Source organism: Kitasatospora sp. NPDC051705 (assembly GCF_044453265.1).
Taxonomy (GTDB): domain Bacteria; phylum Actinomycetota; class Actinomycetes; order Streptomycetales; family Streptomycetaceae; genus Kitasatospora.
On the sequence record NZ_JBITCO010000009.1, the window covers coordinates 69,245 to 86,598 of the forward strand.

General features: G+C 73.9%; 15 protein-coding genes. 10 read left to right on the forward strand and 5 right to left on the reverse strand.

Annotated features, from left to right (window positions below):
• Window positions 1-61: 61 nt before the first annotated feature.
• The 4 genes from ACIA8Q_RS14435 to ACIA8Q_RS14450 all read left to right on the forward strand — a co-directional run bounded on the left by ACIA8Q_RS14435 (window position 62) and on the right by ACIA8Q_RS14450 (window position 5,036).
• Window positions 62-823: an ABC transporter ATP-binding protein gene (locus tag ACIA8Q_RS14435; RefSeq protein ID WP_387899851.1), complete on the forward strand. Its 762-nt coding sequence runs from the start codon at window positions 62-64 to the stop codon at window positions 821-823.
• Complete coding sequence (locus ACIA8Q_RS14440) at window positions 820-3,585, forward strand: FtsX-like permease family protein (protein WP_360214773.1); 2,766 nt, start codon at window positions 820-822, stop codon at window positions 3,583-3,585. The genes ACIA8Q_RS14435 and ACIA8Q_RS14440 overlap by 4 nt, the downstream gene beginning before the upstream one ends.
• Window positions 3,586-3,771: 186 nt before the next feature.
• Window positions 3,772-4,140, forward strand: coding sequence for a BlaI/MecI/CopY family transcriptional regulator (locus ACIA8Q_RS14445; protein WP_360214927.1), 369 nt, complete (start codon window positions 3,772-3,774; stop codon window positions 4,138-4,140).
• Window positions 4,137-5,036: a M56 family metallopeptidase gene (locus ACIA8Q_RS14450; protein WP_360214776.1), complete on the forward strand. Its 900-nt coding sequence runs from the start codon at window positions 4,137-4,139 to the stop codon at window positions 5,034-5,036. The genes ACIA8Q_RS14445 and ACIA8Q_RS14450 overlap by 4 nt, the downstream gene beginning before the upstream one ends.
• Window positions 5,037-5,144: 108 nt before the next feature.
• Here ACIA8Q_RS14450 and ACIA8Q_RS14455 read toward each other — a convergent pair whose 3' ends face one another.
• Window positions 5,145-6,215 carry an NlpC/P60 family protein gene (locus ACIA8Q_RS14455; RefSeq protein ID WP_387899857.1) on the reverse strand — a complete coding sequence of 357 codons (1,071 nt, stop codon included), beginning with the start codon at window positions 6,213-6,215 and terminating at the stop codon, window positions 5,145-5,147.
• Between the two features lie 337 nt (window positions 6,216-6,552).
• Here ACIA8Q_RS14455 and ACIA8Q_RS14460 point away from each other — a divergent pair, with 337 nt between their 5' ends.
• From ACIA8Q_RS14460 to ACIA8Q_RS14475, 4 genes are read left to right on the forward strand one after another with little or no spacing between them, the layout of a single operon-like run.
• A complete protein-coding gene (locus tag ACIA8Q_RS14460; RefSeq protein ID WP_360214782.1) occupies window positions 6,553-8,430 on the forward strand; it encodes a methylmalonyl-CoA mutase subunit beta in 1,878 nt (625 codons plus the stop codon).
• Entirely contained in the window at window positions 8,427-10,634 is a 2,208-nt protein-coding gene (gene scpA, locus ACIA8Q_RS14465; RefSeq protein WP_387899860.1) for a methylmalonyl-CoA mutase, read from the forward strand. The genes ACIA8Q_RS14460 and scpA overlap by 4 nt, the downstream gene beginning before the upstream one ends.
• Before the next feature lie 12 nt (window positions 10,635-10,646).
• On the forward strand, window positions 10,647-11,651 hold the full coding sequence (gene meaB / locus ACIA8Q_RS14470) for a methylmalonyl Co-A mutase-associated GTPase MeaB (RefSeq protein WP_387899862.1): 1,005 nt from the start codon (window positions 10,647-10,649) through the stop codon (window positions 11,649-11,651).
• 3 nt (window positions 11,652-11,654) lie between these two features.
• Window positions 11,655-12,086, forward strand: a complete 432-nt coding sequence (locus ACIA8Q_RS14475; RefSeq protein ID WP_360214791.1) for an SRPBCC family protein — start codon at window positions 11,655-11,657, stop codon at window positions 12,084-12,086.
• Between the two features lie 97 nt (window positions 12,087-12,183).
• Here the strand turns inward: ACIA8Q_RS14475 and cyaB are convergent, their stop codons facing one another.
• The gene (cyaB, locus tag ACIA8Q_RS14480; protein WP_396317236.1) at window positions 12,184-12,753 is read right to left on the reverse strand and encodes a class IV adenylate cyclase; all 570 of its coding nucleotides are present in this window, start codon (window positions 12,751-12,753) and stop codon (window positions 12,184-12,186) included.
• A 13-nt stretch (window positions 12,754-12,766) separates the two neighbouring features.
• A complete protein-coding gene (locus ACIA8Q_RS14485) occupies window positions 12,767-13,618 on the reverse strand; it encodes a helix-turn-helix transcriptional regulator (RefSeq protein WP_360214796.1) in 852 nt (283 codons plus the stop codon).
• A 314-nt stretch (window positions 13,619-13,932) separates the two neighbouring features.
• Here ACIA8Q_RS14485 and ACIA8Q_RS14490 point away from each other — a divergent pair, with 314 nt between their 5' ends.
• Window positions 13,933-14,106, forward strand: coding sequence for a hypothetical protein (locus ACIA8Q_RS14490; protein ID WP_360214799.1), 174 nt, complete (start codon window positions 13,933-13,935; stop codon window positions 14,104-14,106).
• Window positions 14,103-15,284: a methyltransferase domain-containing protein gene (locus ACIA8Q_RS14495; RefSeq protein WP_360214802.1), complete on the forward strand. Its 1,182-nt coding sequence runs from the start codon at window positions 14,103-14,105 to the stop codon at window positions 15,282-15,284. Before ACIA8Q_RS14490 ends, ACIA8Q_RS14495 begins: the two co-directional genes overlap by 4 nt.
• 109 nt (window positions 15,285-15,393) lie before the next feature.
• Here the strand turns inward: ACIA8Q_RS14495 and ACIA8Q_RS14500 are convergent, their stop codons facing one another.
• Both ACIA8Q_RS14500 and ACIA8Q_RS14505 read right to left on the reverse strand, forming a co-directional pair.
• Window positions 15,394-16,239, reverse strand: coding sequence for a polysaccharide deacetylase family protein (locus ACIA8Q_RS14500; RefSeq protein WP_396317237.1), 846 nt, complete (start codon window positions 16,237-16,239; stop codon window positions 15,394-15,396).
• Between the two features lie 211 nt (window positions 16,240-16,450).
• Window positions 16,451-17,053, reverse strand: a complete 603-nt coding sequence (locus tag ACIA8Q_RS14505; protein WP_360214808.1) for a superoxide dismutase — start codon at window positions 17,051-17,053, stop codon at window positions 16,451-16,453.
• Window positions 17,054-17,354: the final 301 nt, after the last annotated feature.

Sequence of the window (17,354 nt, forward strand, 5' to 3'; positions counted from 1 at the left end):
CGCGTCTCCGGCATATATAGTTCAGCGACATATTCCGCTGAACAGCGCACGAGGGGGAAGTGTGTCCCACACCGATCCGAACAGTCCCGCGCCGGTCCTGCACCTGGCCGACGTCACCCGGGTGCACGGCCGCGGCGCGGCCGAGGTGCACGCCCTCAGGGGCGTCGAACTCGCCGTCCGACCCGGCGAGTTCGTCGCCGTCATGGGCCCGTCCGGCTCCGGCAAGTCGACCCTGCTCACCCTGGCCGGCGGCCTGGACGCCCCCAGCAGCGGCCAGGTGGTCGTCGAAGGGGTCACCCTCGGCACCCTCGGCCGGCGCCGACTCGCCGACCTGCGGCGGCGTTCCATCGGGTACGTCTTCCAGGACTACAACCTGATCCCGGCGCTCACCGCCGCCGAGAACGTCTCGCTGCCCCGCGAACTCGACGGCCTCTCCGCCCGCGCCGCCCGCCGCGAGGCGCACGCCGCCCTGGAGGAGCTCGGCATCCCCGAGCTCGCCGACCGCTTCCCCGACGACATGTCCGGCGGCCAGCAGCAGCGCGTCGCCATCGCCCGCGCCCTGATCGGCGACCGCCGCCTCGTCCTCGCCGACGAACCCACCGGCGCCCTCGACTCCACCACCGGCGAGGCCGTCCTCGCCGTGCTGCGCGCCCGCTGCGACGCCGGCGCCGCCGCCATGATGGTCACCCACGAAGCGGGCTACGCCGGCTGGGCCGACCGCGTCGTCCACCTCCGGGACGGCGCGGTCGAGGCCACCACCACCGTGCGCGGCTCCGACGTCCGGCCACTGGTCGGCCGCGAGGTCCGGGGAGCGGCCCGATGAGGCTCGGCGCGTGGCGGGTCACGCTGCGCATCGCCCGCCGCGACGCCGTCCGCGCCAAGGGCCGCAGCGCCCTGATCGCGGCCATGATCGCGCTGCCCGTCCTCGGCGTCACCGGCGCCGACGTCGTCCACCGCAGCGGACAGCTCAGCCCGGCCGAACGGGTCGAGCGGGTGGTGGGCGGCGCGGACGCCCTGGTCACCGCCCACTCCCCCGGCCGCACCGTCGAACAGGCCCCGATCGCCGAGGACGGCAGCCTCGCCGTCGGACCCCGCGAGGGCGCGGCACCGACCGCCGAACAGCAGAGGGCCGCCACCACCGGCCCGCTGGCCCTGGCCACCGCCCTGCTGCCGCCCGGCAGCACCCTCACCCCCGCGCGCTCCGGCCCGGAGACCGGGGCGACCTCGCCGGAGGGACTGGTCCGCACCCTCCTCGCCGAAGCCGACCTCAGCGACCCGATCTGGCACGGCCGGCTCGACCTGACCGGCGGCCGCGCCCCGAGCGCACCGGGCGAGGTCGCCGCCACCCGGGCCTTCCTGGACCGCGCAGGCCTCGCGACCGGCGCCACCACCACCCTCCAGGGGCTGCCCGGCACGACCCTCACCATCACCGGCGTCGTCGAGCACCCGGGCGACCTCGGCCGCGTCGAACTCGTCGCCCTCCCCGGCGGGTTGATCGACCAGCTGGCCGCCGCCGCACCGCCCGCGCAACCCACCGGGGCGGCCGCCGGAGCACCGGGGGGCGACCGGCGGGACGCCGGGCCCGGCGCCTGGCTTGTCCGCCTCCCGGCCGGGGCCCGCCTCGACTGGGCGAAGGTGCAGGAGTTCAACGCCCACGGCCTCACCCTCACCGCCCGCTCGGTCGCGCTCGACCCGCCGCCGCGCGGCGCCGTCCCCTACTACCGGGACGCGTACCGCACCGCCGACGCCGCGGCCGGCAACACCACCAAGGTCGTGGTGGCCACCGTCACCGGCATGGGACTGCTCGAAGTCGCCCTGCTCGCCGGGCCCGCCTTCGCGGTCGGCGCCCGCCGCGCCCGCCGTCAGCTCGCCCTGCTCGGCGCCGCCGGCGGCCGGCGGTCGCACGTCGGCGCGGTGGTGCTCGGCGGCGGCCTCGTCCTCGGACTGGTCGGCGCGGCGGTCGGCGTGGCCGCCGGCATCGGACTGGTCGCCGCGCTCCGCCCGTGGATCGAGCGGATCGGGGGCTCCCGCTTCGGACACTTCGCGGCGCCGCCGCTGGACCTGCTCGCCATCGCCGGGATCGGGCTCGCCACCGCCCTCCTCGCCGCCGCGCTGCCCGCCCTCCAGGCCTCCCGCCGAAGCATCACCGCCGGACTCGCCGACCGCGACACCGTGCGCCCCCCGAATCGCCGGGTCACCGTCCTCGGCCTGCTGATGCTCGCCGCCGGAGCGGCCCTGGCGCTCTACGGCGCCGCCTCGGTGCCGCGCGGCCTGCCCGTGGTCAGCACCTACGACACCCGCACGCTCACCGTGCTGGCGGGCTCCGTCACGGCCGAACTCGGCCTGCTCGCCTGCACGCCGGTGCTGGTCGCGCTGGTCGGCCGGGCCGCCCGGCGGATGCCGCTCACCGCCCGGCTCGCCCTGCGCGACTCGGCCCGGCACCGCTCGCGCACCGCCCCGGCGATCGCCGCGGTGATGGCCGCCGTGGCCGGCTCCGTCGCCATCGGCGTCTACACCACCAGCACCGACGCCGAGAACCGGCGCGACTACCGGCCGCAGGCCCCGTACGGCGCCGTCCAGCTGAGCTCCGTCGCCGACGGCGACCAGCTCGCCCGGCTGCGCTCCGAGACGGAACGCGAACTGACCGGGCTGGGCGCGCGCGCCGACCTCGCCGACGCGATCTACCGGTTCTGCCCGAACTGCTCCAGCCTCGTCCAGCTCAAGGACACCGGGCAGCAGCGCACGCCCACCGGCCCGCCGCGGCTGGCCGCCGGCGACGCCACCGTGCTGCGCGCCCGCTTCGGCGTCCACGACCCGGCCGCCGAACGGGCCCTCGCCGCCGGCCGGGTCCTCGTCTTCGCGCCCGAGCTGCTGGCCGGCGACGGCAAGGCCGTGCTCGAGCTGCGCGGAGGCGGCGGCGCCCCGCTCAAGCCCGGCGAGATCCCCAAGCCGGACCTCCAGGAGGTCACCGTCGACGCCACCCTCGTCGACGCCCCGGACGCCGCCCGCTACGGCCAGGCCCTGGTGCTCCCCTCCGCGCTGCCCGCCCTCGGACTCGACGCCCGACCGACCGGCTCGCTCTGGCTGCCCGCCACCCCGCCGGACCGCAAGGCGCAGCAGCGCGCCGAGGCCGCCGCGATCCGCCTGGACCGCGCCGCCCAGCTGGACGTGGAACGCGGCTACCAGCCGAAGGGTGACGCCCAGACCCTCGCGCTCGGCGGCTTCGCCGCCCTGGTCGTCCTCGGCGCCGCCGGGATCGCCACCGGCCTGGCCGCCGCCGACTCCCGGCAGGACCAGGCCACCCTGGCCGCCGTCGGCGCACCGCCCGGCATCCGGCGGACCCTGGCCGGCCTGCAGTGCGCCCTGATCGCCCTGCTGGGGGCGCTGCTCGGGGCGGTCAACGGCTTCGTCCCGGCGGTGGGGCTGCTGAAGTCCCGGGCGAGCGGCGTCGGCGCCAAGCCTGCGCTGATCACCGCGCCGTGGGGGCAGCTGCTGCTGATCACCCTGGTGCTGCCGGTGCTGGCCGGGCTGCTCGCGGCGCTGCTCACCCGGTCGCGGGTCCGGCTGGGCCGGCGGCTCTCCTGACCGGCCGCTGAACGGCCGGCCGTCCCCTCCGGTCCGTCCCCGCGCGCCCGTCCCCGTCCGCCGGGGGCGGGCGCGCGCCGCTGCCGTGCGCCGGAGTCGGCGGGCGCCCCGCACCGGGCGCCCGTACCATGGGCGGGTTCGGCGGGCGGAAGGCGTCCGCGGGTGACGAGGGAGGGCTCGGCGGTGCTGCGCGGGTTCGGCGATCTGGAGGCCGAGATCATGGACCGGCTGTGGTCCTGGGGCCGGCCGGCCACCGTGCGCGAGGTCGTGGACGACCTGCAGCGGCAGCGCCCCGTCGCGTACACCACCGTCACCACGGTGGCCGACATCCTGCACACCAAGGGCTGGCTGCGCCGGGACAAGGTCGGCCGGGCCTGGGTGTACGAGCCGGCCTGCACCCGGGAGGCGTACACCGCGCAGCTGATGCACCAGGCCCTGGAGACCACCCCGGACCGGGCCGGCGCACTGCTGCACTTCGTCGAGGGGATCAGCGGTGACGAGGCCTCCGCCCTGCTGGCGGCGCTGGAGCAGGTGAAGGACCGGGGCACCGCGTGACCCTGGCGCTGCTCGGCCTCCACCTGGCCGTGACCGGGGCCCTGCTGCCCCGGTGGCTCACCCGTTCCGCCCGGCTCCAGGCGCGGCTCCAGACCCGGCCGACCGCCGCGGCGGCGCTCTGGCTGGCGCTGATGGCCTCGTTCCTGGTCGCGCTGCTGCTCGCGGCGCACCACACGGTGGAGCCGTTCGCCCGCGAGCCGGCCGGTCTGGTCGGCCTCTTCCCGCACACCGAGCCGACCGGGCCCGTCCTCCCGCACACCCACGACTGGTGGCTGCTGGCCGCCGCCGGGGCCGTGCCCGGCACGGTGGTGGCGGCCGTCGGGGTGCGCGCCGGGCGGGTGCGGCGGCGGCACCGGGCGCTGCTGGACGTGGTCGCCGTCCGGGACGGGCGCTGGGACGCCCTGGTGCTGGAGCACGCCCGGCCCACCGTCTACTGCCTGCCGGGCCGCCGCTCCCGCGTGGTGCTGTCCCGCGGGGCGCTGCGCCTGCTCGACGAGCGGCAGCTGGCGGCGGCCGTGGCCCACGAGCACGGCCACCTCCGGGGCCGCCACCACCTGTTCCGGCTGCCGGCCGACACCTTCGCGCTGCTGTTCGGCCGGCTGCCGCTGGCCCGGCTCGGGCGGGCGCAGGTGGCGCTGCTGCTGGAGATGGCGGCCGACGACGCGGCGCTGGCGCGGGCGTCCCGCACCGAACTGGCCTCCGCGCTCTGCGTCCTGGCCACGTCCGCCGGGCCCCCGGAGGCCGCGCTGGCGGTGGCCTCCACCGGCGTCCTGGCCCGGGTCCAGCGGCTGGCCCGGCCCGGCCCGGCCCACCGGCGCGACCGGCTCGCCTGGCGCACCGCCGTGCTGGCGGCCCCGCTGCTGCCCTACCTGCTGGCCTGCGCGCCGCATCCGTAGGAACCGACGGGCCCGACGTCCGACGGGCTTCGGGGTCCGACGGGCTTCGGGGCCCGACGGGCCTTGGGGACGCGCGGTGTCCCGGCCCGGCGGGACCCGCCGGGCCGGCTACGGCCGGACGGCGCCCATGTACGGCATCGCGGAGATCGGCAGCACCTCGATGTTCTTGCCGGTGCGCGGGGCGTGGATCATCTTGCCGTCGCCGATGTACAGGCCGACGTGGTGCAGGTCGTTGTAGAAGAAGACCAGGTCGCCGGGCTGGAGGTTGGCGCGGTCGACGTGCGGGCCGTCGTTCCACTGCGCCTGGGACGTCCGGGAGATCGTCACGCCCGCCGCGCGGTAGGCGGAGCTGGTGAGCCCGGAGCAGTCGAAGCTGGCGGGGCCGCTCTTGGCCCAGCCGTACGGCTTGCCGAGCTGGGCGGAGGCGAACTGGACGATGGCGGCGGCCCGGCCGCCGGCTGGCGGCGCCGGGGCGTTCATGTCGGGGCGCTCGGCGGAGCGGGAGGCGCGGTCGGTGGCGGCCGCCCGCTGGGCCTCGGCCTTGGCCTTCTCGGCGGACTGCTGGGCGTTGATCTTGGCGCGGTCCTCGGCGCTGAGCTTGTTGAGCATCGCCTGGGCCGCGGCCAGCTTGGTCTGAATGTCCTTCTTCTGCTCGGCCAGCTGGGCGCCGACCGAGTCGAGCGCGGCGAGGGTGGCGGTGGCCTCGGCGCGGTCCTGGTCGAGCTTGCGCTGCTCGCCCTGGGCCTGCTTCAGCAGGTCGGCCTGGGAGCCGGCGACCTGGTTCTGCACCGCGGCCCGTTCCAGGTACCCCGCCGGGTCCGAGTCGAGCATCAGCTGGAAGGACGGGTCCATGCCGTTGCTGCGGTACTGGTCGGCGGCCACCGCGCCGAGCCGGGTGCGCAGTTCGTTCATCGCCTCCTGCCCGCGGGCCACCTTCTCCTGGATCCGGTTGGCCTCGCCCTGGAGCTTCTGCTGCTTCTCCTGGAAGCCGTTGTGGCGCTCGATGGCCTGCTCGGCCTCCTCGTTGAGCTGCTCCACCTGCTCCTTGACGGAGGCGAGGCTGGGGGTGGGCTCGGCGTTGGCGGTGCCGGCGCCGAACACCGCGCCGCCGGCCACGGCCGTCGTGAGGACCGCCAGGCGTGCCCGGCTCGGAGGGCTGGGCTTGCGGCGCTTTCCCATGGGCGATGGGCTCCTTCAGGGGGGTCAGGGCGCGGCCCCGGCAGCGGCCGGAGCAGGGTGAAGGACGGGCGGGGGCGCACGGGGGCGCACGGGGGAGGAGCTCCCCACCCACCTTCTTCGAAGTAACTTAATAGATGACCCGCGGGGTTCCGCAATCCCCCTTCCGCGACCCCCGCCCCCGACCCCCTCCCACGACCCGCGACACCACCTCTGACCTCGGGTGCCACCCGCTACGGCACTCCCCGCCGCCCGGAGTGCTAACGGTCCGCTAAATCGAGGGAAAGGTCACACGGGTCGCCCCTCCTGCGTGCCTGCGAACGAGCGCTAACCTGCGGACATGAAGGTCCCGCCCGAAGGGCTCCCCCTCGCCGCCGAGTTCCCGGCCGCGCACCGTGAGCAGTGGCAGCAGCTCGTCGAGGGCGTGCTGCGCAAGTCCGGCGCACAGCCCGCGGACGGCCCCGCCGCCGAGCAGGCGCTCACCACCGAGCTCCCGGACGGGCTGCGCGCCCGGCCGCTGTACACCGCCGACGACACCTCCGCCGAGCCCGGCTACCCGGGCTTCGCGCCCTTCGTGCGCGGCGGCCGGCCGCAGGGCTCCGCCGTCTCCGGCTGGGACGTCCGCCAGCGGCACGCCGACCCGGACCGCACCCGCACCAACGAGGCCGTCCTCGCCGACCTCGAGAACGGCGTCGGCTCGCTCTGGCTGGAGATCGGCGGCGACGCCCTCCCGGTCACCGCCCTGCCCGAGGCGCTCACCGGCGTGTACCTGGACCTGGCCGCCGTCGTCCTCGACGCCGGACCCGAATTCACCGCCGCCGCCGAGCAGTTGTTCACCCTGTACCAGGAGCGCGAGGTCTCCCCCGGCGCCGCCACCGGCAACCTCGGCGCCGACCCGCTCGGCCTCCAGGCCCGCACCGGCGACACCGGGCGCACCGCCGCGCTGCTCGCCGAGGCCACCGCCCTCGCCACCCGCTGCGCCGCCGACCACCCCGGCCTGCGGGCGCTGACCGTCGACGCCCTGCCCTACCACGAGGCCGGCGCCTCCCCCGCGCAGGAGCTCGGCTGCGCCCTCGCCACCGGCGTCGCCTACCTGCGCGCGCTCACCGCCGCCGGGCTGTCCGTCGACGCGGCGCTCGGCCAGCTGGAGTTCCGCTACGCCGCCGACGCCGACCAGTTCCTCACCATCGCCAAGTTCCGCGCCGCGCGCCGCCTCTGGGCCCGCGTCGCCGAGGTGTCCGGCGCCTCCCCCGAGGCCTCCGCGCAGCGCCAGCACGCCGTCACCTCCCGGGTGATGATGACCGCCCGCGACCCGTGGGTGAACATGCTGCGCACCACCGTCGCCTGCCTCGCCGCCGGCGTCGGCGGCGCCGACGCCGTCACCGTGCTGCCCTTCGACAGCGCCCTCGGACTGCCGGACGCCTTCGCCCGCAGGATCGCTCGCAACACCCAGTCGATCCTGCTGGAGGAGTCCCACCTGGCCCGGGTGATCGACCCGGCCGGCGGCTCCTGGTACGTCGAACAGCTCGGCGAGGAGCTCGCCCGGGCCGCCTGGGCCTGGTTCCAGGAGATCGAGCAGGCCGGCGGCCAGCAGGCCGCGCTCGGCTCCGGCCTGGTCGGCGAGCGGATCGCCGCGACCTGGGCGCAGCGCTCCGTCAAGCTCGCCAAGCGGCGCGAACCCGTCACCGGCGTCAGCGAGTTCCCCCACCTCGACGAGCAGCCGCTGGTCCGCCGCCCGGCCCCGGCCGCCCCCGGCGGCGGCTTGCCGCAGGTGCGCCGCGCCGAGGCCTACGAGGCCCTGCGGGACCGCTCCGACGCCCACCTCGCCGCCACCGGCACCCGGCCCGCGCTGTTCCTCGCCTCCATCGGCACCGCCGCCGCCCACACCGCGCGCACCACCTTCGCCGCCAACCTGTTCCAGGCCGGCGGCATCGCGACCACCGCCGCCGAGGGCGTCGACCCGGCCGCCCTCGCCGCGGCCTTCACCGCCTCCGGCGCCACCGTCGCCTGCCTCTGCTCCAGCGACGCGCTGTACGGCGAACACGCCGAGGCCGTCGCGGCCGCCCTCAGGGAGGCGGGCGCCCGCAGGGTGCTGCTGGCCGGCCGGCCCGGCACCGCCCCCGCCGGCGTCGACGACTTCGTCTTCGCGGGCGGCGACGCCGTCGCCACGCTGACCGGACTGCTGAACGAGATCACCGACGAGAGCAAGGTGGCGTGATGATCCCCGACTTCACCGGAATCGGGCTGGACGGCGACACCGCCCCGGACGTCACCGACGAGCAGTGGCAGGCCGCCTGGCGGCAGTCCACCGGCAAGGACGTCGACGAGCTCACCTGGGACACCCCCGAGGGCATCGGCGTCAAGCCGCTCTACACCCCGGCCGACCTCGACGGGCTCGACTTCCTGCAGACCTACCCGGGCGTCGCCCCGTACCTGCGCGGGCCCTACCCGACCATGTACGTCAACCAGCCGTGGACCGTCCGCCAGTACGCCGGCTTCTCCACCGCCGAGGAGTCCAACGCCTTCTACCGCCGCAACCTCGCGGCCGGCCAGAAGGGCCTCTCCGTCGCCTTCGACCTGCCGACCCACCGCGGCTACGACAGCGACCACCCGCGCGTCACCGGCGACGTCGGCATGGCGGGCGTCGCCATCGACTCCATCTACGACATGCGCCAGCTCTTCGACGGCATCCCGCTCGACCGGATGTCGGTGTCGATGACCATGAACGGCGCCGTGCTGCCCGTTCTCGCGCTGTACATCGTGGCCGCCGAGGAACAGGGCGTACCGCCCGAGAAGCTGGCCGGGACCATCCAGAACGACATCCTCAAGGAGTTCATGGTCCGCAACACCTACATCTACCCGCCGCAGCCGTCGATGCGGATCATCTCGGACATCTTCGCGTACACCTCGCAGAAGATGCCCCGGTACAACTCGATCTCCATCTCCGGCTACCACATCCAGGAGGCCGGGGCCACCGCCGACCTGGAGCTCGCCTACACCCTGGCCGACGGCGTCGAGTACCTGCGCGCCGGCCTGGACGTCGGCCTGGACGTGGACGCCTTCGCGCCGCGGCTGTCGTTCTTCTGGGCGATCGGCATGAACTTCTTCATGGAGGTCGCCAAGCTCCGCGCGGCCCGGCTGCTCTGGGCCAAGCTGGTCAAGCAGTTCGACCCCAAGAACGCCAAGTCGCTGTCCCTGCGCACCCACTCGCAGACCTCCGGCTGGTCGCTCACCGCCCAGGACGTGTTCAACAACGTCACCCGCACCTGCGTCGAGGCGATGGCCGCGACCCAGGGGCACACCCAGTCACTGCACACCAACGCCCTCGACGAGGCGCTCGCGCTGCCCACCGACTTCTCCGCCCGCATCGCGCGCAACACCCAGCTGCTGCTCCAGCAGGAGTCCGGCACCTGCCGCGTCATCGACCCGTGGGGCGGCTCCGCGTACGTCGAGAAGCTCACCCACGACCTGGCCCGCCGGGCCTGGGAGCACATCCAGGAGGTCGAGGCCGCCGGCGGCATGGCCAAGGCCATCGACGCGGGCATCCCCAAGCTCCGCGTCGAGGAGGCCGCCGCCCGCACCCAGGCCCGCATCGACTCCGGCCGCCAGCCCGTCATCGGCGTCAACAAGTACCGGGTCGACAGCGACGAGCAGATCGAGGTCCTCAAGGTCGACAACTCCTCGGTGCGCGCCCGCCAGATCGAGAAGCTGCGGCGGCTCCGCGAGGAACGCGACGAGGCCGCCACCCAGGACGCGCTGCGCGCCCTGACCCGCGCCGCCGAGGCCGGCCCGCAGCGCGGCGGCTCCCTCGACGGCAACCTGCTGCACCTGGCCGTCAACGCCGCCCGCGCCAAGGCCACCGTCGGCGAGATCTCCGACGCCCTCGAGAAGGTGTACGGCCGCCACTCCGGCCAGATCCGTACCATCTCCGGTGTGTACCGAGACGAAGCCGGCCCCTCCGCCCCCCTCCAGCGCACCCGCGACCTCGTCGAGCGGTTCGAGCGCGCCGAGGGCCGCCGCCCGCGCATCCTGGTCGCAAAGATGGGCCAGGACGGGCACGACCGCGGTCAGAAGGTCATCGCCACCGCCTTCGCCGACCTCGGCTTCACCGTCGACGTCGGCCCGCTGTTCCAGACCCCGGACGAGGTCGCCCGCCAGGCCGTCGAGGCCGACGTCCACATCGTCGGCGTCTCCTCGCTGGCCGCCGGGCACCTCACCCTCGTCCCCGCGCTGCGCACCGCGCTCGCCGAGGCCGGCCGGGAGGACATCACCATCGTCGTCGGCGGGGTCATCCCCCCGCAGGACTTCGACGCGCTGTACGAGGCCGGCGCGGCGGCCGTCTTCCCGCCCGGCACCGTCATCCCCGACGCCGCCTACGACCTGCTGAAGTCGCTGGCGGCCGACCTCGGCCACGAACTGTGAGCCGCTGACCCGATGCCACCCCGGACGATCGACCTCGACCAGTACGCCGACGGTGTCCTGGACGGCTCACGCGCCTGGATCGCACGCGCCGTCACCCTCGTCGAGTCCAGCCGGCCCGACCACCGGGCGCTCGCCCAGCAGCTGCTCCAGCGGCTCCTCCCGCACGCGGGAGGAGCCGTCCGGGTCGGCATCACCGGCGTGCCCGGCGTCGGCAAGTCCACCTTCATCGACTCCTTCGGCACCATGCTCACCGGGCAGGGCCACCGGGTCGCGGTCCTCGCCGTCGACCCGACGTCCAGCCGCACCGGCGGCTCCATCCTCGGCGACAAGACCCGGATGGAACGCCTCGCCGTCGACCCGCACGCCTTCGTGCGTCCCTCGCCGACCTCCGGGACGCTCGGCGGCGTCGCCAAGGCCACCCGGGAGTCCATGGTGGTCATGGAGGCCGCCGGCTACGACGTGGTGCTGATCGAGACGGTCGGCGTCGGCCAGTCCGAGACGACGGTGGCGGGCATGGTCGACACCTTCCTGCTGCTCAGCCTGGCCCGCACCGGCGACCAGCTGCAGGGCATCAAGAAGGGCGTGCTGGAGCTCGCGGACGTCATCGCCGTGAACAAGGCCGACGGCCCGCACGAAACCGACGCCAAGGCCGCCGCCCGCGAACTCTCCGGCGCCCTCAGGCTGTTGCAGCCCCCGGACGCCGCGTGGACCCCGCCCGTCCTCACCTGCAGCGGGCGCGACGGCGCCGGCCTCGACGTGCTGTGGGAACGGCTGCAGCAGCACCGCAAGGTGCTGGACGCCACCGGCGCGCTGGCGGCGAAGCGGCGGGAGCAGCAGGTCGAGTGGACCTGGTCCATGGTCCACGACCAGCTCTTCGCGCGGCTGCACGAACACCCCGAAGTGCAGCGCCTCGCACCCGAGTTGGAGTCCCGAGTCCGGGCCGGAACCCTACCGGCCGGACTGGCCGCGCAGCAGCTCCTCGACGGCTTCTTCGGCACCGGGCACCAGGAGGCGTAGCACGTGGCCACCATCGTCCAGGACGTCCCGGTCGACGCCCCCGCGGACCGGGTCTGGGACGCCGTCCGGGACGTCGGTGCCGTCCACCGGCGACTTATCCCCGGCTACGTCCTCGACACCCGCGTCGAGGGAGACGTACGGCACCTCACCATGCCCGGCGGCACGGTCATCCGCGAGCTGATCGTCAGCGTCGACGACGACCTGCGCCGCCTCGCGTACTCCGCCGTCGAGGGCTTCACCCTCCCCCTCACCCACCACCACGCCTCCTTCCAGGTCGTCCCCGAGGACGACGCCCGCTGCCGCCTCGTCTGGACCACCGACGTCCTCCCGCACGAGCTGGCCGACCAGGTCCGCCCCCGGGTCGCCCGCGGCGCCCAGGTCATGAAGGCCACCCTGGAGGTCACGGCACCGTGGCCACAAGGACCGCAGCCGTAGGCCGCGGAGGCCACCGGACCGGACCGGGCACTCCCGGACAGCCTTGTGCCGCCCCGCCCCCCGACCGCGGGAGGCGGGGCGGCACGGCACCATGCGGTCAGACCGGCCTCGCCGCCGCAACGGCATCCGTGTACAACTCGCTGGTCAAGTCCTCTTCCCCGATACCTAGTTCGGCCAGGACGGCACGGACCGAACCGAGCGCCGGCACGAGGTCCGCCTCCGCGGCAGCCAGCGTCTCCACCTCGATGAACGTCGCACCGTCCAGCTCCGGTACACGGACGAGGGTGGCCAGCAGACCGCGCCCGTCACGCCGGAAACCGTAGTTGCGACACCGCTTCTCGAAGGCGATCCGCGGAACGAAACCCAGGCCCCGCACGATCTCGTGGATCGCGTCGGCATCCTCGACCCTGGTCTCCGCCTCCGGCTTCGACCCGGAGGCCTCGTCCACCCGGGCGCCCTTGTAGGTGAGCACGGTACGCGTGGCGTCCGGGCTGTGCACCGTACGGATCCGCAGCTCGCGGTCGGCCCCCATCAGGCTCCCGTCCGGCACGTCGTAGTACGTGTCGCGGTAGACCTCCGCCCGACCCGCGCCATAGCGGTCCTCCAGCTGCTCGAGCACGCCCTCCGGGTCGCGAACGACCGCCTTGAGCTCCGCCTCGATCGCCATGATGCTCCCTCCGTCAGAACACGCGCTCGGCACTGTCCACCATCACCTCGAACTGGCGACGCCAACCCCGGTAGAGGGGACCGTGCGGGGTGGGCAGCACCTTATAGGTTGCCGACTCGTGCCCTTCCCAATCCGCGTCGAACGATCCGACGAAGAGCGTGCGATCCAGCCTGATGGTCCGCCACACCGGGAGGGTGCAGTACCGGTACAGCTCGACCCGCCCGACCCGGGAGAGCTCCCGCAGTCGGGCTTCTGCCAGCCGGATACCTCCGACGAGGGAGGCAGTGGACTCGCCGATCTCGGCCGCCCGAACGGCAACGGCCGGCGACTCCGGATCCAGGAGCAATACCCGTAGGCGGGGCGCGGACTCACCGTCGCCGCCCAGGTGTCGGCGCAGCAAGGAGTCTCGTAGGGCGAGGAGGCCGAGGCCGCGAACGGCAAGGACGTCCAGTTCGGTTGCCGACCTCGCCGCCTGCTGGATCTCGGCGGTCGCCGACGCCTGTTCGCTGTATACGCGCACGATTTCGGGAAACGCGGCCAGGTCGAACGCCGTTCCGGGAACACGTCGACGGTCCGATCTCGGCGCCAGGCCCATGAGACGTCGCGCGTCGTCCGGGAGGTTGAGTCCGTCGGCGATCCGCTCGAAGACCTCCATCTTCGTGACCAGCCGGCGACCGTTGATGATCTCGTTCACCCGGCCTTGCGTCATTCCCACCTGGACCGCCAGGCGAGCCTGACTTGCCCCGCTGTGGTGCTGCACGTAGCGGAACAGAGCGGCAACGTCGCGGTCGCGCAGTGCGTGCCGCGCCTGCTCGTTCTGCCAGGCCAGGTCGGGCAGCCTGATCGGCTCGAGTGCGGTTCCCATGAGGTGCGCCCCTGTCGGTCGATCCATCCCAGAGTGAGATTACCCCTTGGATATCGGCATTCACGGTCAGTGACCCGATCCTGGAGGAGTGACCGCTGCACGAGCGCCTCTCGGCGCCCTGCACCCAACTCGCCGGCGCTGCATCGGTCATGGCAATCGACCGCGTCAGCAAGAGGAGCATCGTCATGAGCACTCCCCCGCCCAAACCGCCCTCGCCTCCGGCACCGCCCGGACCGGGGCCGGTGTTCCCGGTCAGCGGCAGGGCCGGCAGCACCACGACCACGACCGTCACGCCCATCAGGTAGGAGGCACCCATGGGATGGGGAACCGGCAAGGGCGGGAGCTCCGGAGGCGGCAGTGGCGCCAATGACGGCGGCCAGGGGAGCCATGCGGGCAAGAAGGACTTCGGCACGGCCACGTCGAACCCGGACACCTCGTCCGGTTCGAAGACCGGCAAGCACGGAAAGGCGGGCGGCAAGGGCAAGTGACCACTGACCGGAGCGTCCCGGAGCAGGCCGGCACGTCCGGCCTGCTCCGGGCCGTCACCCACTTCCTCGGGCACGAGGTGGCTCCCGAGTGGCGCAGGGCTGCCGAGGCTACGCCGCGCCACCTCTTCCTCCCCGATCGGATCTGGATCGACGACGACCTGACCCCCTGTGACCGTCAGCAGGAGCCGGAGCGCTGGTTCGCGGCCGCCTACGAGGACGCGCCCGTCGTGACACAGCTCAACGACGGGCGAGAACCGGCGGACCTGACCGACGCCCTGCCGTCCTCCTCTGCCTCGGCGCCGGCGATCGTGTTCACGATGCTCGAACTCCTCGACCTCGCACCCGGGATGCGGGTCCTGGAGATCGGCGCCGGCACCGGGTTCAACGCCGCGCTGCTCTCCCACCGGCTGGGCGACGTGAACGTGACCACGGTCGAGATCGACCCCGCCGTCGCGGAGGCCGCGCGTTCCAACCTCAAGACGGCCGGCTATGCCCCGGCCGTCGTCTGCGGAGACGGAACCCTGGGCTGGGTCCCCGAAGCCCCGTACGACCGGGTGATCGCCACCTGCTCGGTCGAGCGGATCCCGTACTCCTGGGTCTCCCAGACCAGGCCCGGTGGTGCGGTGCTCGCGCCCTGGCAGAACCCGTGGATCTGTGGCGGCCTGCTCCGTCTCACCGTCGAGGACCACGGCACCGCCACGGGCCGCTTCACTCCCGACAGCGCCTTCATGCTGATGCGTACCCAACGCCGCGACCTGTTCCTCTTCCGGGACGTGGTCATGGACGAGCACGTCCCGGATGAGTGCACGACCGCCCTCTCCCCCTGGGCAGTCGCCGACTCCGCGTTCGAGACCCAGTTCGCGCTCGGCCATCGCCTGGGTGACCTCTGGTACGCCTGGCACCACGACCCGCACCTCGACGATGTGGACACCCGCCTCTGGGTGTCCACGACGAGCGGCGATTCCTGGGCGGCCGTCGACTGGGACGGCACGCAGAACACCGAGCGGTACACGGTGTGGCAGCACGGTCCGCGGCGGGTGTGGGAGGAGGTCGAGACGGCCCACGCGTGGTGGCTCGACAACAGCCGCCCCGGGCCGGACCGGCTGGGCCTGACCGTCACGGCCGAGGGTCAGACCGCCTGGCTCGACGACCCGGAGAACGCGTGGCCCTTGCCCTAGGCGGCAGCACGCCCCCGCGTGATCCGAGGCCTGCTGCACGAACGCAGCAGGCCTGCACGCCCCCATGAAGCCGGACCGTGCGGCCTCTTCCCGCGGGGAGGCCGGAGTCTCAGGGGGTGGACTGGACGGGGAAGCCGGTGGGGCGGCCCTGGTCCTTCAGCCAGGTGAGGACCTGGTCGAGGGCTTCGACGGTCTGCTGGCGGTCGCCGCCGCCGTCGTGGAAGAGGACGGTCGGGCCGAGGCGCATCTCCTTCTTGACGGTGGCGACGATGGTGGCGGTGCCGGGCTTGTCGAAGTCCTTGGAGTCGACGTTCCAGCCGAGCGGGCGCAGGCCGTTCGCGGCGGCGATGCGCCGGCTGTCGGGCGTGAACGAGCCGCCGGGAGCCCGGTAGTAGAGCACCTTGGCGCCGCCCGCGGCGTCCTCGATCATCTTCTTCGCGTCCAGGATCTGCTTCTCCTGGTAGGCGACGGGCTTCTTGTCCATGGAGGTGTCGTGGTCCACGGTGTGGTCGCAGAGCCGGTGGCCGGCCGCGACGACCTGCTTGACGAGGTCGGGGTGGGCCTTGGCCTGCGGGCCGATCATGCAGAACGTCGCCTTGACGCCGTGCCGCTTGAGCACGTCGAGGACCTTCGGGGTCCAGGTGGGGTCGGGGCCGTCGTCGATGGTGATGTTGACGGCGTTGCCTCCGCTCTCGGAGGCGTGGGCTATGCCGTCGGGTATGCCGCCCTGCTGGGTGCCGCCGTCGCCGCCCTGGGCTCCGTCCCCGCCGTGGGAGCCGTCCCCGCCGGTGCCGCCGGCGGCGGAGCCCTGTCCGTGGGCGATGTCCTGCCGGGGTGCGCTGTCCGAGTCGGTGAGGGTCGCGACCCCCCAGACACTGGCGGTCAGGGCGAGGGCGGCCACGGCGACGGCCACCCGACTGCCGCTCAGGTCCTGCATGCGCGCTTTGACGTCCATCGTCCGACCGATCCCCCGCCTGTGTGCGAACTCTTCGAGGGTGATGACGTGAGCCGGGTCGGCGGGGTTCCACGGATTCGCCCGTCGTTGCGAACGGAGGGCGACGACGGGCCACGGGGCCACGGCAGGTGACGGGGCGACGGGCACCGGCGACGGGGAGGGCCCCGGACCGCCCGACCGGTCCGGGGCCCTCCCGCTCACCCGGTGAGGGTCAGGCGCCCTGGACGGCCGCGAAGCGGGCCGAGACGTCCTGCCAGTTGACGACGTCCCACAGGCGGGTGACGTAGTCGGGGCGGACGTTGCGGTACTGCAGGTAGTACGCGTGCTCCCAGGCGTCGAAGGCGAGCAGCGGGGTGGTGCCCTGGCCGACGTTGCCGTGGTGGTCGTAGACCTGCTCGACGATCAGGCGCTTGCCGAGCGGCTCCCAGGAGAGGATGCCCCAGCCGGAGCCCTGGACGCCGGTGGTGGCGGTGGTGAGCTGCTTCCTGAAGGCCTCGAAGCTGCCGAAGTGCTCGGTGATGGCGTCGGCGAGCTCGCCCTCGGGGCGGTCGCCGCCCTCCGGGGAGAGGTTCTGCCAGAACAGCGAGTGCAGCACGTGGCCGGACAGGTGGAAGGCGAAGGTCTTCTGCAGGCCGACCAGGCCGCCGAGCTGGTCCTTGTCGCGCGCCTCGGCGAGCTGCTCCAGGGTGTCGTTGGCGCCCTTGACGTAGGCGGCGTGGTGCTTGGAGTGGTGGAGCTCCAGGATCTCGGCCGACATCGCCCGCTCGAGTGCGGAGTAGTCGTACGGCAGGTCGGGAAGCGAGTAGGTGCCCATCAGGACACGGCCCCTTTCGGCGGGTTGAACGGTGGTGATCGTGCCGGCACCACACTATTGCGTATGAGTTGCAGGAACGAAGCATGGGCTCCTGCTTATTCCTCACGTCACCTCACGTCACGGGGCGTCACGGGAGGCCGCCGGGTTCCCGCGGGTCATCAGGGGCCGAACCGGAACGAAGGGGACGCCCGGGCGCCGGGGCCGGCCTGACGGCACGTCCGCCCCGGCAACGGTTCGGTCTCGCCGGGCGGAAATTCACACCCGGGCCTTCCCCCGGTCGCCAGCCTGTGACATTTTACAT